Raw genomic sequence first — 19,094 nt, forward strand, 5'->3', positions numbered from 1 at the left:
CACACATGTAAAGCGGACTCTTTCATTAAATAAACATTTTTATTTAATTATTAGAATTTATGGTTACCGTATAATTATTCCCATAATTATTATCCCAGTATTCATTTCCATTTACGCTATAAACCACTGCATATTCTAACTGATCTTCTGAAGCATCCAGTCTAGCATAGCCTTGCCATCTTTCAATCCCAAAATTATTAGGACTCTGAATATAATATAGAGGGCCGTTTGTCCAAGTTTGCCTAAAGGTAAGTGGCACATAAGATTGCGTTTGCCATCCATCAGAAGAGTATACTACTCCAACTTCCTTATTAGGTGATAGATTTCTTACATCTACAGTAATATTAAACGTGTTTTTCTCATCATAAGGAAGATATGACAAGCCTACAAAGTCAGTATCAACACTAACATTAAGGTTTGGATCTGCAAAAAAGGAACCTTCTGATCGAGACATTGCATAATTATAACCATTATTATTATCCCAATATGTAATTCCGTTAACCTCGTACTTTACTACGAACTCATCCGCATATACTTGGTCAATACCATAACCTCCATGATTATATGCTGCAGTCCAAATTTCATTTTGTCCATCATCAATACTTTGGCTAAACACTAACGGTATTTCATCCCAATTTCCATCCAATCTCTGATGATAAATACTCACGTTTTTATCATACGCAAGGTTCGCTACTTTAATAGTAAATTTTCTAGTATACCCTTGATAACCTCTGTATGAACTATACGTAGTCCACGCTTTTAGAAGACTTACGGGATTTGAGTTTTTAGCAGTTATTTCATTCGTAATGATTTCTGCTTCTTGATTTTCAATAAAATCATCTTCTGTGCTACAGGATAGCACTAATAAGCTCATAAATAAATAAAAATACTTTTTCATTGTTGTTAGTGATTTGTGATTGTTAGTATATAATCTTATTCAAAGTGTAATTATTTCCATAATTATTGTCCCAATATTCCTGTCCATTCACCTTATAAACAATAGCAAAATCTATGGATTGCACCTCATCGGGAACTCGAATCGTAGTAGTATAAATATCTACATCAAACTGGTTAGGGCTCATGATATAATGTGCGTATCCAACTCTGAAATATCTCTGGTACGTTAATGGAACCGTATTTTTTGTAGCCCAATCATCACTTGTATAAACAACTTCTACGATAGCCGAAGTACCATAATTTCGTCTTGCATTTACATTGATAGCAAATGATGAACCGGTAGGTCTTGTAAAACTTTTGTTAAGCTCTACGTTTACTTCTGGTGATAGATATCCTCCCACATTTACCAACATACTATAATTCTTCCCGTTATTATTATCCCAATACGTTTCTCCATTTACAGTATACCTCACTACGAACTCGTCACTATAGATTTCATAATCAGGAGTAACTTCTCCTACCCAAATCTCTTCATTATTGTCAATGGCTTGTTCAAATGTTAGCGGTATATCTACCCAATTTCCATTAAAAGTTGCTTGATGAATTACAACTTCTTTTTGATATGCTAGATTTTTAACCTTTACCTTAAATTTTCTCTGGTAATTGATATGTACAGGACTACTTCTATTTGCGGTCCAAGCACTCAATAATTTTACGTTCTCTGAACTAGTTTTTGTTGATAGCTCAATTGATTTCATCTCAGAATCCAAATTATCTATGTCTGAACTACAAGAATACAGCCCCAAGATTACACTAAGTACTAAATAAATTCTTCTCATGATTGTGGTTTTAGTTTAAGATGTTAGTTGTAAAAATTACTTTTCGAAAAGTTTAGTTCATAGCTTTACAGCTACTATGAAGTAAGAGAAGAAAAAAATAATCGGCAATTCTGCGAGGTGTATTTAACAATTATTTTAACGAAAAACGTTTTCGGAAAATTAAAAATTTAACGTTTTATTAAGATATCATTTTTGGTATTATAAAGTATCGTAATATTGTAGTTTTTTAATAAGAAAACTCTTCTGCATAACGAAAATATTTCGTTACACTCTTCGAAAATATTTAGTCCAATATTCTGCAAATTTGGCTACTACGAAAATAAATGCTTTTTTATAGTTAAACATAAATACTAATAAGATATCATGAAAACCTCTGTAAATCTTTTTTTTTAAATTAAGACTTTTTCATTCTCTATAATCAAAAGAGAAGTTGGGCGAGGATGTTATTTCTGGAAACCAACTCTCATAAAACATCTCCCTAAATCCCTCTTCAAAGAGGGATTTTATAACCACTTTATTTAAAAAGAACAACAATATTCTTGCTCCCTTCCTTTGAAGGAAGGGTTGGGGATGGATGTTATTCAAGAATTACTTATTTTGTCGAAACATCATTACTTACAAAAATGGCATTACAAAACATACTCCCATATACACCTGAAGCCAGAGAACTAGCAAAAGTACTTCGAAAAAACATGACTAATAGTGAAAGAGTATTCTGGGGAAATGTTAGAAAAAAACAACTCAGTGTTCAATTCTTTCGTCAATTTCCAATTTTGGAATATGTCGTTGATTTTTATGTTAAAGAAATCGGGCTAGCTATTGAAATTGATGGTAATTCTCATAACAACCGTTTTCTAGAAGACAGTCATAGACAGAGTCGAATCGAAGAACTGGGAATGAAATTTATTCGATTTACAAATGAACAAGTTTTAAACGATCTAGAAACTGTTCTTGTGGAACTTGGAGAAGTAATAGGAAGTTTTAATGAGTAGCTATTCTTTTTTATTATTTTGAATACATAAAAAACATCTCCCTAAATCCCTCTTCAAAGAGGGACTTACTCTCATCCTTAATTCTAAACCTGAACCAAACTTTTTAAACTCCCTTCATTCGAAGGAAGGGTTGGGAAAGAATATTGTTCAAAACAAACACAACCGTCATTCCCCTTTTTATCGTAGGGGTGTTTCCCCCTTTTTACAAAATCAATTACATTTCTATAGATCTCCAAAAACCATTGTAAATCAATACATTCATTTACAAAATCTACAATTGCATCCTCCGTAAATTTTTTTAAACTATTTAAAATGGTATTTTTAATTCTTAAACTTAACAAAAATTAAGTTTTAGCTAACAATTACTTTGGCAACAGCCAAAATCACACAATTACTTAATAAACCTATATCAAAAATGAAACAACTAATCAAACTAACCGGAAAAATTATATTACTAGGGCTTATAGTATCACTAAACTCTTGTGGTGATGAAAAATTACAAGCTCAAATAGAAAGACAGAAAAAACAAATTGAACAATTAGAACAAACCATTGCACAACTAAAAAATTGTGTTATCCCAGCATTAGACAAACCTGTAGATAATGTTGCATTAAGTATTGAGCTAAAAGATTTTTCTCAATACTATTATAATTTCTTTAAAATGAGAAGAAAAATACAGAACATGAAAACGGCAAATTCAGCTCCTTTAAATGAGCTTCAAACATTGTTCTCAACAGAAGGGGTTTGGTTCGATTACAATGATTTTAAAGAATATATTGCATTCATTGACAAAAATGCAGAAGAAGCTAACATAACTATTTCTGGATTGAGGTTTTTTCCAGCAATTTCTGAACCAAATGGAAAAATGGTGCTAGTATATAATCCAACAATTAAAAGAGGAAGTGGCAATTTTTCATATGCATTGCAAAAAAGTGGTGGAGACTTAAAACCCGTCCTTCTGAAGGATATAATTCCAAATTATTTAGGCAGAGAAACACGACAACAAAAAGGAAGTCTGTTGCCATTTTTTAATTCTGTTGGAACAGTTAACGATGTTCAAAGCCAAGCAGGTAATAGAGGGCAGTTAAACCCTCCACCAGTAGACATATTAGATCAAGATTCAGAATAAAAAATTATGGAGAATGAATCACTTCACATATTGAGAAATTTTTCAACTATAATGCAGCTTTTAGCCGCAATTATAGGGAGTTTTTTTCTTCACAAATACCGTGATTCATTCCTAAAGTATTTCCCTTTGTTTTTGTGGATTACTTTCTTAGTTGAGATTTCTGCATATCTAGTTCGAAAATTGGATATAATGAGCAATAATGTCATTATTTATAATATATATTGTGTGCTTGCATTTTTATATTTGTTTAATCTATATAGAATATCTATCAATGATAAAAGCAAAAAAAAAATACTTAAGATTTTTAGCATTCTATATATTCTTGTATTAATTATATCAGGTTTTTATGAAAACTATTTAACTGAACCTCAGACCATATCTTACGTGTTTGCTGAAATAATATTAATTTTAGGGATAAGTTTTTATTTAGTAGAAATATTAAAATCGGAAAAAGCACTTTATGCAAATAAAAGTCTTTTATTCTGGATTAGTTTAGGACTATTATTGTTCAGTGTTGGCACAATCCCGTTTACAATAGCAATGAGCTATTATTTAATTGAACATGGTTTTAATAATATGTTTGCAATCAACTATATTCTTATTATAGTTCAAAATTTATGTTTTATAATTGGTTTTATTAGAATTGACAAAAAAACAAACTTAAGTGATACAAGATAGTTTAAATTCTAATAAAGGAGTTGGCACTCAAGATCTGGTTCTATTTATATCAACAATAGTTCTTATTCTTCTTGTAGTTATTGTTATCTATTTTTTTTCCATATTTCAAAAAAGAAAAAACAGCCTATTACTACACCAAAAAGAAGTAGAGAAAAAGTTTGAGCGTGCAATTGCAGAAACTCAGATAGAAATACGAGAAGAAACTTTGCGTAATATTAGTTGGGAACTACACGACAATATTGGTCAGTTACTCACTCTAGCAAAAATACAGGTGGATGTAGCTAAAGAAGATCCTCTGAGACTTCCAGAAGTTACAGAAACGATCACTAAGAGTCTTATAGAATTAAGAGCCTTATCCAAGTTGATCAACCCAGATGCTATCAAAAGCCTTAGCCTAACGGAAGCTATAGCCCTAGAGGTTGAGAGATTTAATAGATTACAATTTATAGAGGCTACATTAAGTAGCAATACTGAAGTAAGAACATTAGATGACAAAGCAGAGATTATAATTTTTAGAATATTGCAAGAGTTTTTTAGCAATACTATTAAACATTCTAAAGCTTCTAAACTAATGGTCAATGTGCGTTATGATCAAAATAAATTGGTTATTAACGCCAAAGATGACGGAGTTGGTTTTGACATGAATGATCTAAAATCCAGACAGAATATGGGTATAGGATTATGCAATATGCAGAATAGAGGAAAATTAATAGATGCAGAAGTTAGTCTTGATTCTGCAAAAGGAAAAGGCACTGCCATAACCTTAACGTATCATTATAAAAAAATGGTAACAGAAGAGGAAGAAGACTAATTTTAAAGCATTAACAAATACTATACAGTTACATTGAGCGGAGTCGAAATGTTTTTACTATATGCATTAATTGTTTTTCAACTTCGCTCGAAATGACAGATAAATAAGTGTTTAAAACACACTATTCATACAAAAACACAAAAAATGAAATATTCAGTAGTAATTGTAGAAGATCACATCCTATTATCACAGGCACTTGCGGGATTGGTAAATGGGTTTTCTAAATTCAAAATATTGTACTTGTGCAAAAATGGGAGGGAGTTACTTACTCGCCTGAAAGATCCTAAAAATATCCCAGATGTAGTTCTTATGGATATTAATATGCCTATTATGAACGGCATTGAGACTACGATCGCTCTTAAGGAAGAATATCCGCAAGTAAACGTTCTGGCACTTTCTGTAGAAGAAGATGAAAAAACCATTCTTAAAATGCTTCGGGCAGGAGCTAAAGGATATTTACTAAAAGACACTGAAAAGAGTATTCTGGAAAATGCCCTTGTAGAAGTTCAAGAGACTGGATTCTATCATACTAAAGATGTTACCAATTTATTACTGGGATCCCTAAATCCTAAAAAAGAAAATAAAGTAATATTAAAGGATCGAGAGATGGAATTCATCAAACATGCATGTACCGAAAAAACATACAAAGAAATTGCAAGCGACATGTTTCTTAGTCCTAAAACTATAGAAGGATATCGAGATTCTATATTCGAAAAATTACATCTAAAAAACCGAACTGGATTGGTAATTTATGCAATAAAGAATAAGATTTTTATTCCCTAACATAGTGTATTGCTGAATTTCGGCCAGTAAAATATTCTTCAATCTGGAGATAATAAATCGATTTTGGCGCGTTTATTGATAGGTTGCATGAAATAGTTTTGTACAACACCTACTAGACTAGCACTTTTTTAATAAAACTAACCATCGATTACCTACAGAAGTACGCTGTATTTTGTTTATTTTTGTGAGTATAAGAACATTGACATTTTTATGCTAAAGCAACAATTAAATTTTAAACTTTCTCAAAAACTTTCTCCGCAGCAAATTCAGTTGATGAAGTTAATACAGCTTCCGACGCAAGCTTTTGAACAGCGTTTAAAGCAGGAAATGGAGGAAAATCCTGCATTAGATAGTGGCAAGGAAAAAACAGACGAGTTTGAGGATACCTTTAGCAATGAAAATTCATCAGAAGAGGATTACGGTAACGAAAAAATAGAAACGGATATTAATGTAGATGAATATCTTAGTGATGATGAAATCCCTAGTTATCGATTAAGTTCCAATAACTATAGTGCTGATGATGAAGAAAAAAATGTTCCTTATGCATCTGGAACATCATTTCATCAACATTTAGTAAATCAATTAAACACCTATCGATTTGATGCGGAAGAGCGAGAAATTGCAGAATTTCTTGTTGGAAGTATTGATGAAAGTGGTTACATAAGAAGAGCAATTACAGACATCCTGGATGATCTTGCCTTTACTCAAAATGTATATACTACTGAAGATAAAATAGAAAACATTCTAAAAATAGTCCACCAACTTGATCCCGCAGGTGTGGGTGCTAGGAATCTTCAGGAATGCCTAGTTATTCAATTAGACAGAAAAGAAAATACACTACCTATAAAACTTGCATCACTGATTTTAGAAAAGTCCTTTGATCATTTCAGTAAAAAACATTACGATAAACTTATAGCAAAATTTGATATCACAGAAGATTTATTGAAAGAAGCTATTGAAGAAATAGAACATCTTAACCCTAAACCAGGCGGAGCATATGCGGGGAACAATAAATTAATAGAACATGTAGTTCCAGATTTTACAATCAGAATTATAGAAGGAGAACTGGAGCTGACATTAAATGGGCGTAACGCACCTGAATTACACGTCTCCAGAGAATACAATAATATGTTACGAGGCTATAAAGCCAGTAAAGAAAAATCCAAATCACAAAAAGATGCTGTGATGTTTATTAAACAAAAACTAGACGCAGCTAAGTGGTTTATTGAAGCGGTTAAACAGCGACAGCAAACACTTTTTTTAACGATGAGTGCAATAATGCATTATCAAAAAAGTTATTTCTTAAGTGGAGATGAGCGTAACCTCAAACCCATGATCCTAAAAGACATTGCAGACGAGATAAATATGGATGTTAGTACGGTTTCTAGAGTTGCCAATAGTAAATATGTAGATACTCCTTATGGAACCAAACTTATCAAAGAGTTTTTCTCTGAATCTATGACCAATGATCAAGGAGAAGAGGTTTCTACACGAGAGATAAAAAAAATACTGGAAATTACTATAGGAGAAGAGGACAAGAAAAAACCTCTTACAGATGAGAAATTAGCAAAAATCTTAAAAGAAAAAGGATATCCTATAGCCAGAAGAACTGTAGCTAAGTATAGAGAACAATTAGATATTCCAGTTGCCAGGCTACGAAAAAAGATTTAATGAACTTTTTACTTAAAAGCATTTCATACATTTTTCACCCATTATTGATGCCCTTAGCTGGTTCAATAATTTATTTTGTAACTGCACCTAGATTTATACCAGAAAACATCATTCAAGCAAAGGTTTTTGGTTTAATAGTAGTCACAGTGCTAATACCCATTGTACTTTATTTTTTTCTTAGAACCATTGGTATTATTACTTCCATTCACTTGGAGGAAGCAAAACAACGTAAAATTCCATTACTATTACAGTCTTTACTATTACTCTTAGTAATCAAAATGGTTATAGATGTATACAACTATCCAGAACTGTATTTTTTCTTTCTTGGGATTTTACTATCCTCTCTAAGTGCTATTTTTATTGTGTTTTTTGACATCAAAGCAAGTCTGCATATGATCGGATCAGGAGCGGTTACCATGTTTACTATAGCATTAAGTATACATTTCGAAATAAATCTTATACTTCTTATTGCCGCAATGATTATTATTAATGGTCTTGTTGCTACATCCAGACTACACTACAAAGCTCATAGCAATCTAGAACTTACTCTAGGTTTTTTAGTAGGAGTTATTCCTCAACTTACACTGGTGAATTTTTGGCTATAAAATATAGAACATCAACCCTATCTTAGCAACATTAAGTCCAACAGCTTCATTACCAATTCTCGCATTATCATTAAACAAAGGGTTCAAACTATAATAAAAGTGAAAATTAAATGTATTCCATCCAAAGGTAAATGTAGCTCCTACTCTCCAACGATCTAATTCATCAATTTTAATTTGATTAACTTGATTTCCCGGCTGTTCAAATTTAGAATCAAAGTGATACAGATATCCTACTCTTAATCCAGTATAAATTCTCCAAAACTTATGTGTATTAGGCACTGAAGTACGCCATCTAAATTCTAATGGAGATTCAATTAAATGCGTTGTAAATTTGTTTTTATCAAAATCTACTCCATTAAGACTTCTAAAAATACTCTGACCGGTTTCCACATCCTCACCAATAAAAAGATTTTGTCCGTAGGTGTTAACAGAATACCCCAATCCCAATCCAATTGCGATATTACGCCTTTTATTAATTGGCATATCTCTAGTATATCCTACATGTAAACCTCCTGAAAATCCTGACTGACCAACTCCTGAAGGAGTATTCCAAAGAAGATTAAATGTAAAACCTGCATAGAATTGATCCTCTCTATACAGAGAATCTAACACTTCCTCCTTTTGTGGATCATCTAAACTAACATCTTGCCCAAAACTATAGTTAGTTAAGAGAGATAAGCTTAAAAACAAAAGTATTCGTTTCAATCGGCAAGTGTTTTTCAAGATCGATTCCATAAGAGATTACTAAAATAAATTTATTTCTTTAGAAAATAGAGTTACTTTTTAAAAAAGAATAAGAATTAAGAATCCCATGATAAATCATGGGATCCTATAATACCTTAGAAACATATCATTTCAAGTTATTGGTTGCCTCTCCAATTTTCGTGACATAATTAACCCTAAGCATATTAACAGCTCTCAATTCTTTTTTCACATCCCCAACAAGTCCCATTTTAGTATCCTTATCGACTTTTAAAGCAGTGGTCAAATAAGGCCTTAATTCTTCCGGTTTAGATTTTATTTCTTCCAACACAAAAGGTTTAATCTCGTTAATATCCGCAAACTTATCGTTAAGTTGAATTCTTGCTTCTGTACCTACATTTTTATATCTGGAGCTTGGTTTACCAGCATAAATATGCAAGACCATATTCTTCCTATCTAGCTTCTCAATTTGGTCCGCGTATGGCAATTCGTTTTTGACAACCAATGTATCGTTTCGCATTACCGTTGCAACCATAAAGAAAAATAATAGCATAAAAACGATATCCGGTAAAGACGCAGTTGAAATTGCTGGTAATTCTGTTTTTTGTTTTTTCTTAAATATAGACATAATCACTGTTTTTTAATTATTATAATTTTACCATTACAGGTTCTGCTTCTGAAAGTTTTTCGGGATACATAGAACGAATTTCTTCCATCTGTTTCTTAAGCTTAGTCTTATCACCAGAGTAATTAGCATCTTTAAGAAAATCTTTCATCTGTTTAAATGACATATTATACATCCTTAACGCCTCCCTATCTCGCAATTCTGCATACGCTCCAACAAGTTCATTCTGCACAGCGATATACGCGTCATAGTTTGTTTCACGACTGTTAATAAGAGATATTACAGCTCTACTGGGATTATCAGATGATTTTGGGTCTTTTGCTCCTTTACAATAACTACAATGATTACTCTTCTCTCCTCCACCATTATCCAGAAAAGCTATAGCTGCAGCTTTTAAATCTTTCAATTGTAGAGGCTTTTTTTCCACAAACAATTCATTAACTTGATTCAATTCGACTCGGAAAAGGTTTTTTTCTTTAATACGCATATCGGTCTCTAACTCTTCTGGCGGTGGTGGCAACCTTCTACTAATACCATAATCTGTTTCAATAGTAGTACTTACCAAAAAAAATATCAGTAATAAAAAGGCGATATCCGCCATGGAACCTGCGTTCACTTCTGGTGCTAATCTTCTAGCCATAATAATTTATATTTAGTTAATAATTACTTACTAAATCACACACTGCAAATCTGAAGAGGTAGTATTATTAAGAAGCATAGAATTGTTTTAACAATACATCCTATAGGTATTAGGACATAGATAGCTAAAAACGGTCTTTACAAAAGACCAAAAGTTGTTATCGAATCATAACTGTATTATTCTATTATTTCAATACCACGTGTTTGGAAGGTTAGATATTGATCATATTAACAGATCACAGTTATGAAAATAAACACAATTGTTATGCCAGTATAATAACTAGAAAGATAAAAAAAGGAAAGTTTTTGTTTTAAAAGACAGTGCTACTAACAATAAGCATATAGTAGCTTCATTTAATCTGCTATACTTTCAACATTAAACCTGAGGTTTTGGTATAAAAAGAAGGTTGGTTTATCAAAATTGACAAAAAAAATCCCGCTAATAAGCGGGATTTTTATAAATATATTAAAATCTTTAACCTCTACTATAGATTACCGGTTGCTTCACCTTGTCTTGTAGTATAATTAATTTTTAGTGCTTGAACTTCTCTCAGTTCTTTTTTAATATCGCCAACAAGACCCATATTAGTGTCACTATCTACCTTTAATGCTGTTATAAGAAAAGGCACTTCCTCTTCTCTTTTAGCAGCTCTTTCTGCCAAAATAAAAGGTTTAATATCACTTACTTCAGCAAACTTATCATTTAACTGAATTCTTGCTTGAGTACCTGCACTTGCAGCATATCTAGAGCTAGGTTTACCTGCATAGATATACATCACCAAGTTTTTCTTATCTAGTTTTTCTGTCTGATCAGCTTGAGGAAGTCTATTCTCAATTTTTAAGTTATTCTCTCTCATAACCGTTGCAACCATAAAGAAAAACAATAACATAAATACGATATCTGGTAAAGACGCTGTTGAAATAGCGGGTAATTCACCACCTTTTTTCTTTTTAAACTTAGACATAATTACGTTTTTATGTTATACTTATTTCTTTGGTTCTGCTTCAGAAAGTTTCTCTGGATACATTAACTGTATTTGCTTAATCTGATCCTTAAGTCTATCCTTACTACCAGAGTAATTCACATCTTTAAGTTCTGATTCCATTTGAAGAAATGTCTTTCCATAAAGACGTTCTGATTCTCTGTCTCGCAATTCATTATATGCAGCAACTAATTCATTCTGTACTGCTATATAAGTACCATAACTAGTTTCTCTATTATTACGTAAAGAGATTACTGCCTTTTCTGGATTATCTGAAGAGCTAGGACTTCTTTCTCCTTTACAATAACTACAAGCCTCATCACCAACTCCTCCTCCATTATCTAAGAATGCAACTGCCGCAGCACGCAAATCTTTCAATTCCATAGGAGATTCCTCTACCAAAAGGTCATTATTCTTATTTAATTCTACTACAAAAATATTTTTTTGCTTAAGAATTGGAGGCTCTACTGTTTCATCTAAAGGCGGTGGTAACTTACGACTAATACCTCTATCCGTATCAATGGTTGTAGTAACCAAAAAGAATATAAGAAGTAAAAATGCAATGTCCGCCATGGATCCTGCGTTAACATCAGGTGCTGATCTTCTTGCCATAATTATTTACCTATTAATTTTTTAACTCCTGATAACACCATAAGGCCAACAGCAACTGCTCCTAAAAAGTAGAAAGACCAAATACCTGTTCCTACCCATTTAGATCCACTTACAGAAAGTATTTCTCCGTCTTTCATTGGTGTTTCTTCACCATTTGCCATTACATATGCAATACATATGATCACTAAAAAAGCAACGATCCCAATACCGGCATTCTTAAGACCAGAAGGGTTCTTAGCTAAAGCAGAAAACACTGCAACCAATGTTGCTATTATAATAACAACAAAAATCACTAATGTAAGATTATACATAGGGCTAACCAATGAAGTAGCTTCTGCAAAAGCTGATGAAGATGTATCCTTCACCAAATCTTTAGCTTCGGTAATACCATAGTTGTCCATAAGTGTAGTGAAATTACCGCTCATTAAGAACAATAATATAGCACCTATAGCACCTATAGCAAGCACAACGTACGATAAAATTTTTGAAATTTTCATGTGACTAATTTTTTATTGGGTTGTCCTATAAAACAACCCATATTTTTAAATAATAAATGTTCTAATAAACTATGAAGATTTTAATATCTGAATTAAAACCTAAACAGTCATTTATTATTTTTTGTTTTTGTAAGCTACTAACATATCGATTAAAGTAATCGATGCATCTTCCATATCATTTACTATACTATCTATCTTAGCGATAATGTAGTTATAGAAAACCTGTAGTATAATTGCAACAATAAGTCCAAATACCGTTGTAAGAAGTGCTACTTTAATACCTCCTGCTACAAGTGATGGCTGCATATCTCCTGCTGCTTCAATTTTATCAAATGCATCAATCATACCTATTACCGTACCCATAAATCCAAGCATTGGTGCAAGAGCGATAAATAAAGATACCCAAGATACGTTTTTCTCTAGTTGTCCCATTTGCACACCACCGTAAGCAACTACTGCTTTTTCTGCAGCATCTATACTTTCGTCAGCTCTATCAAGACCTTGATAATAAATAGAGGCAACAGGACCTTTTGTATTTCTACAAACTTCTTTTGCTGCTTCTACTCCACCACTATTAAGCGCATCTTCTACATTTTGTTGTAGCTTCTTACTATTAGTAGTAGATAAATTTAAAAAGATAATTCTTTCGATTGCTATCGCAAGACCAAGAATCAAACATAAAAGAACGATTCCCATAAAGCTAGGACCTCCTTCTATAAAACGTTTTTTCAGGTTTTGGTGAAAGGATTCCTCTGGTGCGACAGATTCATCTGTATCCTGAATAGTTGTTGTTATTGGAGCAATTAATAATTGCACGTTTGCCGTTAACTGGGCTGGAGCAGTGGCTGCTTGCATATTTCCAAAAGCCATTACTGTTGCGATTGCCAGAATAGAAAATAGTCTTTTCATTGCGCTGATTCTTAATTTTAATTAGTTAAAGGGTTAAAGATAAAAAAATATTACAAAAATTATTAAAATTTTAATAATAATGCAGAGAGGAAGGGATTCGAACCCTCGATACGCTTTTGACGTATACACACTTTCCAGGCGTGCGCCTTCGACCACTCGGCCACCTCTCTATTAAAATTTTTGCCTAAAATGGTTGAGCAAATAACAAAAAAAATGTTAACTACTAAAATTTGGGGCGTTAATTTTCTGACATTTCACCTCGTAATGAAGTTTCATAAATGGTTTTGAGCACTTTAAGTGGCAATTTTTCTCCTAACAAATACATCAATTTAGCCACTGCAGCCTCTGTTGTGATATCTTTTCCTGATATAACACCTATTTTTTTTAACGCAACACTAGTATCATACTTACCCATTTCCACACTTCCTCCTGCACATTGTGTTACATTTATTACAGGTATTCCTTTTTTAATTTGATCTGAAACAATATTTAAAAACCATTTTTGAGTCGTCGTATTACCCGATCCATATGTCTCAATAATTATGCCTTTTAAAGCTTCCGAAGAAAAAATATTGTTCAAAATTGCCTCATTTATACCTGGAAACATTTTAATAATGATAATATTATTATCAAAATGTGTATGATATACCATTTTTTTTCTTCGATTTATGGTTCGTAAAAAAGAGGTATTTACCTTTAGATGTACTCCAGATTCTACCAAAGCCGGATAATTAAGAGACTGAAATGCCTTAAAATGTTCTGCATTTATCTTAGTAGTTCTATTAGCTCTAAGTAATTTATACTCAAAATACAATCCAACTTCTGTAATTACTGGCTTCCCTTTCTTTTGTAATGCTGCTATCTGAACTGCAGTTATTAAGTTCTCTTTTGCATCAGTTCTTAGATCACCTATTGGCAATTGAGATCCTGTAAAAATAATTGGTTTACCTAAGTTCTCGAACATAAAACTGATAGCAGAAGCAGTATATGACATGGTATCGCTACCATGTAATACCACAAAACCATCATATTTTTCATAATTAGCATTGATGATACCACCTAATTCTTTCCAACGCTCCACATCCATATCAGAAGAATCTATAGGCTCCTTAAAACTTACAGTTTCTATATTACAATCTAATTGTATCAGCTCGGGAATATTAAGCAATAACTCATCAAAATCGAAAGCTATCAATGCTCCTGTTTCAAAACTTTTGACCATACCAATGGTACCACCTGTATAGATCAATAATATATTTGGTGAAATCTTCATTACAACACACATTTATTGTCTGACAAATGAACAAAATTTAAATTACAATTTGCAACCTATATTCCGAATATATCTTTAGAGTTTTTCGTAGTAATTCCCGCAATTTCTTCCGGTGATTTTCCATAAATATCAGATAACCTTTCTACCACTTGAGTCAAATACGAACTTTCATTACGTTTACCACGATATGGCACAGGTGCTAAATAAGGAGCATCTGTTTCCAGTACTATATGATCCAGAGAAAACTCGTTTAAGAATTTGTCTATTTTTCCATTTTTAAATGTAACAACTCCACCAATACCTAATTTCATATTATACGATACAGCTCGACGAGCATCATCAATTGTACCGGTAAAGCAATGAAATATTCCAAATAAATCTTCTCCCTTTTCAGACTCCAACACTTCGAAAACTTCTTCAAAAGCATCTCGACAATGAATAACTATAGGAAGCTTATATTTTTTGGCTAACCTAATCTGATGTCTAAATGATTCTTGTTGTTGTTTTAGAAACGTTTTATCCCAATATAAATCTATTCCTATCTCTCCTACTGCATAGAATTTTTTATTGCTATTTTCATTTAATCGTTTTTCCAGCTCTTCTTCTACATGCTGAAGCTCTTCTTTGTAGTTCTCTTTGACATGAGTAGGATGCAATCCCATCATTAGAAACACATTCTTTGGGTATCTCTTCTCTATATCATACATCGATTGTGTATAACCAGAATCAATAGCAGGAACAAAAAAACGTTCTACTCCAGCAGAAATAGCTCTCTGCATCATTTCATCTTGATCTTCCTCAAAAGATTCACTATAGATATGTGTGTGTGTATCGGTAAGTATCATGCCGCAAAAATAACCAAATTTAACTTTCGCCAGTTCTTCTTTCTAGTATAATCAATAATAACATTTCAATTCAATTTTCCGTCTGGGATTACTAGTTTTTACTAGAATTCTAAATAAATCAAGGTAACATTTTGTTCAATTAAGACACTAATTAATACTATTGATTTGATGAAATAATAAGTAGCACAAAATTGATAAGGGTAAACCGAAAAGAAACTATATGATAATGTAATATCAATTTACAATTTTAAAGGAGCAAGTCGAAAATCCTAACTAACAATAGAGTAGACATATTCTTAAACTATTTTAATATGAAAAATTTATTAAACCTAACCGGAACCAAAGTAATTACCAGAAGTCAGCAAAAAAGTATAAAAGGTGGAATGCCAGGTCAAAACTGTAGTACAGATAGTGATTGTGCTAGTTTTGGTAGTTGTTTTGTTTGTTTACCTATCGGTAGATGTTTTATGTTTTTTGACAGCCCTTGTGGTTCTACTCCACAATAATATACAACTAAAAAAACCCTGATATCTCAGGGTTTTTACTTTTAAAAATGTATTCTAAATAAAAACATACCTAGTTAACACTAATAATTCGTTCTACAGGAATAATTGTAGATTGTTTTAGAATAACCGATTTATCCGTTATTCCCCAAATGGTTGTTTCTACTTTTTTAGCTCCTTTATCATCTGCAAAAACTATCTTCACCTTTAGATGTTCTAAATTACCCAAACTCAATCCTCTTACCAATTTACGGTATCGATCACGCTTAGACCTTTTATCGCTTAAAACTTCTTTGTGCGGAAAGTGTAGATGTTTTATTTGTTCTTTCTCTATTGACTGTATATGATCATTTATCCCCATGACATACGCGCTTTAAATTATACAAAACATTGAAGTAACTCACTAAAAGTTACATAATACAACGCCTTTATTAAAGAAAATATTGTTAATTAACAATTTACATGTCAATACCTTACATTTTATTAAAGCTTTTTTAACAGTTCTTGAGCTTGTTGATAATCTTCAGCGTCTTGTGGCAATAATTTTAATAATTCAGCACATCGATCCATGTTCTCTTGTTTCAATTGATTTAGAGCTTCAAACCATAATGCTTTATATTTATATCCTGAATTTCCCTGTTGCAGATTTACAAAAACCTCTGATGCTTCTCGATTCTTATCTTGTTCTACCAAAGTGATTCCATAATAGAAAAGATATTCTGAATTGGCACTGTCATTTTTCAACAACTCGGAAAGATATTTCTCTGCCACATTATAACTTTTCGAATTAAAAGCTTCTTCTGCTTTTTTAATAAGTCCATCCTCACCACTCCTTTCGGTAATTGACAATTCTGGTATTGACACAAAATTACTATAGGTTGCTCCACCTTTAGAAAAAGTATATACTCCCAAAATGATTACAATACTTGCGGCTACAGCATATCCCCAAGAAGGAATTCTTATTACCTTGATTTCCTTTTTAGTTGATTTTGTTTCAAAAAACGCAGCTCCAGCTTCTTTTAGATTATTTTCTAAATCAGACTGTTCTTGTGTTGAATTAAGGTTAGAATCCAGATACGAACTCCATTCTTTATAAACTCTAAACTCCTCAGCAACAATTTTATCATTATCTATCAATAATGATAGTGTTTCGTCTTCTTTGGACGAAATCTCGCCACTAACTTTCTGCTCAAAAAGCTCGTATTTTTCTTCTGGGGTCATAACAAGTTCTTTATTTGATTATACTTAGGAGAGCTTTGAACCATTTTTGTTAACTGGCCAATACATAATGATTTCTTCTTGCGGACATATCCATAGGACTGATCTAATTTTAATGCTACTTCCTCCATAGATTTTATAGTAAAAGTAGCTTTCAGTAACTCTTTACAAGCCTTTCCTAACTGATCAAAGACTTCCGCAAAAAGCTCATTTCTAGCTTCAAAAACCAAAGTTTCATCTGCATATTGAACACTCTCATCATTAATAGATACAACCTCTTCATTAATTGTTACCTCTTTAGTAGTATTCTTTTTTAACTCATTAAGCCATTTTCGTTTACACAGTAAAAAAAAATAAGCATCAAATGGACAAGTAAGTACTAGCTTTTTTTCTGTTGCTTGTTTATATATTACAATCAAGGTTTCTTGAATTATATCCTGAGCCTTAGATTCATCTCCACTATTCTTCTTTATATATCCAACAACTTTAGGAGCGAATTTTTCATAAATCTCCTTAATAACTATCGTATCATTCTTTAAGAGTGCTTCAATATATTTCTGATCAGCATGCGTTTTGTTATTTCCCATAAATGATTAGTCTGGACAACTAAATTAAAAAAGTTTTAAGAAAAAGGGTAACAAAAAATCAGTGTTGTTGATATGAAGATGTAAACAACAAAATTTAAAAAGCTTTTAAGAGGCAATTAAAATTGAAAAATATGAAAACAAATAGTACAACAATTACATTACTGAACAATAGTAAGAATGTAAAACAAACCATGATCAACTTTTTACTTTTAAGTTTCACTATTCTTTTTTTAGGAAGCTGTAGCAAGAATGATGACAATGACATTATTGTCGAACAATTTTTTGATGGATTAGAATTAGAAACTGAGATTATCGAAAATCGCGAAGAAGCTTTACAAACAACCATTCTAAATGCCGGCGGTTCTGGCGAGGTATATGGAGCAGAAGGTACTATACTATATTTCCCTGCCAACAGTTTTGAAGATCAAAACGGTGATCCTGTTACAGGTGCTGTTACTATAGAATTAATTGAAATCTATGATAAAGCAAAGATGTTACTAACCAGAATGCCTACAAACGGAAAACGTCCTAATGGAGATGTAGAAACACTTGTATCTGGTGGTGAATTTTACATAAATGCCAAACAAAACGGAGAACAATTACAACTTGTAAATGACTTTATGCTTTTCGCTCCAGCGGATGAGTTTGATGAAGATATGAGATTATTTAATGGTCAGGATAATGATTGTAATGATGAAACATTAGCATGTGATATTGTATGGGAAGAAGATGAACAAGGAGGTTTAGAGCCTATGCAAAGAGAAGGTCCTAACGGTGAAGGTGTAAGTGGTTACGGAGGTTTTCTTGGAAACTTTGGATGGACAAATATTGATCGTTGGTATAACGATCCTAGACCCAAAACTTTATTACAAGTAGATGTGCCAGAAGGTTTTAATAACACGAACAGTAATGTATATGTATCTTATGATGGAGAACCTACCGCATTAGCTTCTTTAGACATCTACAATTCTGAAACTGGTCTTTTCTCAGAACATTACGGATTAATCCCAATAGGATTAGAAGTACATATCATTTTCTTATCGGTACAAGATGATCAATATATATATGCAATACAACAAGTTACTATAGAGGAAAATCATCTAGAGGTAATTGGAACTACAACTACTGGGACGGAAGCAGGATTAGTAGCATTAATAAACGCTCTTCCGTAAATAAACTTCACACTGGAATATGCGTATTAGGTAATGGGGGTTACAGCAAATTTCAGCAAAAATTCCGGAAGATTATCTTCCGGAATTTTTATTTATAGGAGTATTAACTAAAATAAAAACGCCT

The 19,094-nt window shown here is 32.2% G+C and carries 24 protein-coding genes and 1 tRNA gene; 9 read left to right on the top strand and 16 right to left on the bottom strand.

What is annotated here, in order from left to right:
• Positions 1-43 precede the first annotated feature (43 nt).
• Complete coding sequence (locus tag Q0975_RS02500; RefSeq protein ID WP_299432592.1) at positions 44-898, bottom strand: carbohydrate-binding protein; 855 nt, start codon at positions 896-898, stop codon at positions 44-46.
• Positions 899-920: 22 nt separating this feature from the next.
• A complete protein-coding gene (locus Q0975_RS02505; protein ID WP_299432595.1) occupies positions 921-1,736 on the bottom strand; it encodes a carbohydrate-binding protein in 816 nt (271 codons plus the stop codon).
• 539 nt (positions 1,737-2,275) lie between these two features.
• Here Q0975_RS02505 and Q0975_RS02510 point away from each other — a divergent pair.
• Positions 2,276-2,728: an endonuclease domain-containing protein gene (locus tag Q0975_RS02510; protein ID WP_299432598.1), complete on the top strand. Its 453-nt coding sequence runs from the start codon at positions 2,276-2,278 to the stop codon at positions 2,726-2,728.
• A gap of 83 nt (positions 2,729-2,811) precedes the next feature.
• Here the strand turns inward: Q0975_RS02510 and Q0975_RS02515 are convergent, their stop codons facing one another.
• Entirely contained in the window at positions 2,812-3,069 is a 258-nt protein-coding gene (locus Q0975_RS02515; protein ID WP_299432601.1) for a hypothetical protein, read from the bottom strand.
• 74 nt (positions 3,070-3,143) lie between these two features.
• On the opposite strand from Q0975_RS02515, the gene Q0975_RS02520 reads away from it, so the two are divergent.
• The 6 genes from Q0975_RS02520 (at position 3,144) to Q0975_RS02545 (ending at position 8,405) form a co-directional block, all read left to right on the top strand.
• Positions 3,144-3,857, top strand: a complete 714-nt coding sequence (locus Q0975_RS02520; protein ID WP_299432603.1) for a hypothetical protein — start codon at positions 3,144-3,146, stop codon at positions 3,855-3,857.
• A gap of 6 nt (positions 3,858-3,863) precedes the next feature.
• Positions 3,864-4,535 carry a hypothetical protein gene (locus Q0975_RS02525; RefSeq protein ID WP_299432606.1) on the top strand — a complete coding sequence of 224 codons (672 nt, stop codon included), beginning with the start codon at positions 3,864-3,866 and terminating at the stop codon, positions 4,533-4,535.
• Positions 4,522-5,346 (top strand): ATP-binding protein, encoded by an 825-nt coding sequence (locus tag Q0975_RS02530; protein ID WP_299432609.1) that lies wholly within the window; start codon positions 4,522-4,524, stop codon positions 5,344-5,346. The genes Q0975_RS02525 and Q0975_RS02530 overlap by 14 nt, the downstream gene beginning before the upstream one ends.
• A gap of 144 nt (positions 5,347-5,490) precedes the next feature.
• Positions 5,491-6,129 (top strand): response regulator transcription factor, encoded by a 639-nt coding sequence (locus Q0975_RS02535; protein WP_299432612.1) that lies wholly within the window; start codon positions 5,491-5,493, stop codon positions 6,127-6,129.
• 210 nt (positions 6,130-6,339) lie between these two features.
• Positions 6,340-7,800, top strand: coding sequence for an RNA polymerase factor sigma-54 (rpoN, locus tag Q0975_RS02540; protein WP_299432615.1), 1,461 nt, complete (start codon positions 6,340-6,342; stop codon positions 7,798-7,800).
• Positions 7,800-8,405 carry a hypothetical protein gene (locus Q0975_RS02545; RefSeq protein WP_299432618.1) on the top strand — a complete coding sequence of 202 codons (606 nt, stop codon included), beginning with the start codon at positions 7,800-7,802 and terminating at the stop codon, positions 8,403-8,405. The genes rpoN and Q0975_RS02545 overlap by 1 nt, the downstream gene beginning before the upstream one ends.
• On the opposite strand, the gene Q0975_RS02550 is transcribed toward Q0975_RS02545, so the two are convergent.
• The 10 genes from Q0975_RS02550 to Q0975_RS02595 form a co-directional block, all read right to left on the bottom strand.
• Positions 8,400-9,110: a porin family protein gene (locus Q0975_RS02550; protein WP_299432621.1), complete on the bottom strand. Its 711-nt coding sequence runs from the start codon at positions 9,108-9,110 to the stop codon at positions 8,400-8,402. The two genes, Q0975_RS02545 and Q0975_RS02550, sit on opposite strands and share 6 nt — an antisense overlap.
• Positions 9,111-9,255: 145 nt before the next feature.
• Positions 9,256-9,735: a biopolymer transporter ExbD gene (locus Q0975_RS02555; protein ID WP_299432624.1), complete on the bottom strand. Its 480-nt coding sequence runs from the start codon at positions 9,733-9,735 to the stop codon at positions 9,256-9,258.
• Between the two features lie 19 nt (positions 9,736-9,754).
• Complete coding sequence (locus Q0975_RS02560; RefSeq protein WP_299432627.1) at positions 9,755-10,372, bottom strand: biopolymer transporter ExbD; 618 nt, start codon at positions 10,370-10,372, stop codon at positions 9,755-9,757.
• Positions 10,373-10,856: 484 nt separating this feature from the next.
• On the bottom strand, positions 10,857-11,336 hold the full coding sequence (locus Q0975_RS02565; RefSeq protein ID WP_299432630.1) for a biopolymer transporter ExbD: 480 nt from the start codon (positions 11,334-11,336) through the stop codon (positions 10,857-10,859).
• 21 nt (positions 11,337-11,357) lie between these two features.
• Positions 11,358-11,966 (bottom strand): biopolymer transporter ExbD, encoded by a 609-nt coding sequence (locus tag Q0975_RS02570; RefSeq protein ID WP_299432633.1) that lies wholly within the window; start codon positions 11,964-11,966, stop codon positions 11,358-11,360.
• A 2-nt stretch (positions 11,967-11,968) separates the two neighbouring features.
• Complete coding sequence (locus Q0975_RS02575; RefSeq protein ID WP_299432635.1) at positions 11,969-12,463, bottom strand: phosphoethanolamine transferase domain-containing protein; 495 nt, start codon at positions 12,461-12,463, stop codon at positions 11,969-11,971.
• A gap of 114 nt (positions 12,464-12,577) precedes the next feature.
• The gene (locus tag Q0975_RS02580) at positions 12,578-13,372 is read right to left on the bottom strand and encodes a MotA/TolQ/ExbB proton channel family protein (RefSeq protein WP_299432638.1); all 795 of its coding nucleotides are present in this window, start codon (positions 13,370-13,372) and stop codon (positions 12,578-12,580) included.
• Positions 13,373-13,454: 82 nt separating this feature from the next.
• Positions 13,455-13,542, bottom strand: a tRNA-Ser gene (locus Q0975_RS02585).
• 68 nt (positions 13,543-13,610) lie between these two features.
• Positions 13,611-14,645 (bottom strand): asparaginase, encoded by a 1,035-nt coding sequence (locus tag Q0975_RS02590; RefSeq protein WP_299432641.1) that lies wholly within the window; start codon positions 14,643-14,645, stop codon positions 13,611-13,613.
• A gap of 56 nt (positions 14,646-14,701) precedes the next feature.
• Complete coding sequence (locus Q0975_RS02595; protein WP_299432644.1) at positions 14,702-15,490, bottom strand: TatD family hydrolase; 789 nt, start codon at positions 15,488-15,490, stop codon at positions 14,702-14,704.
• A 311-nt stretch (positions 15,491-15,801) separates the two neighbouring features.
• On the opposite strand from Q0975_RS02595, the gene Q0975_RS02600 reads away from it, so the two are divergent.
• A complete protein-coding gene (locus Q0975_RS02600; RefSeq protein ID WP_299432647.1) occupies positions 15,802-15,996 on the top strand; it encodes a hypothetical protein in 195 nt (64 codons plus the stop codon).
• 70 nt (positions 15,997-16,066) lie between these two features.
• On the opposite strand, the gene Q0975_RS02605 is transcribed toward Q0975_RS02600, so the two are convergent.
• From Q0975_RS02605 to Q0975_RS02615, 3 genes are all read right to left on the bottom strand, one after another.
• The gene (locus Q0975_RS02605; protein ID WP_299432650.1) at positions 16,067-16,354 is read right to left on the bottom strand and encodes a hypothetical protein; all 288 of its coding nucleotides are present in this window, start codon (positions 16,352-16,354) and stop codon (positions 16,067-16,069) included.
• A 122-nt stretch (positions 16,355-16,476) separates the two neighbouring features.
• The gene (locus tag Q0975_RS02610; protein ID WP_299432653.1) at positions 16,477-17,214 is read right to left on the bottom strand and encodes a hypothetical protein; all 738 of its coding nucleotides are present in this window, start codon (positions 17,212-17,214) and stop codon (positions 16,477-16,479) included.
• Complete coding sequence (locus tag Q0975_RS02615) at positions 17,211-17,798, bottom strand: sigma-70 family RNA polymerase sigma factor (protein WP_299432656.1); 588 nt, start codon at positions 17,796-17,798, stop codon at positions 17,211-17,213. Before Q0975_RS02615 ends, Q0975_RS02610 begins: the two co-directional genes overlap by 4 nt.
• Before the next feature lie 131 nt (positions 17,799-17,929).
• Here Q0975_RS02615 and Q0975_RS02620 point away from each other — a divergent pair, with 131 nt between their 5' ends.
• Positions 17,930-18,970 carry a hypothetical protein gene (locus Q0975_RS02620; RefSeq protein ID WP_299432659.1) on the top strand — a complete coding sequence of 347 codons (1,041 nt, stop codon included), beginning with the start codon at positions 17,930-17,932 and terminating at the stop codon, positions 18,968-18,970.
• The last annotated feature ends 124 nt before the right edge of the window (positions 18,971-19,094 follow it).

It is taken from the genome of uncultured Aquimarina sp. (assembly GCF_947500065.1).
Classification (GTDB): Bacteria; Bacteroidota; Bacteroidia; order Flavobacteriales; family Flavobacteriaceae; genus Aquimarina.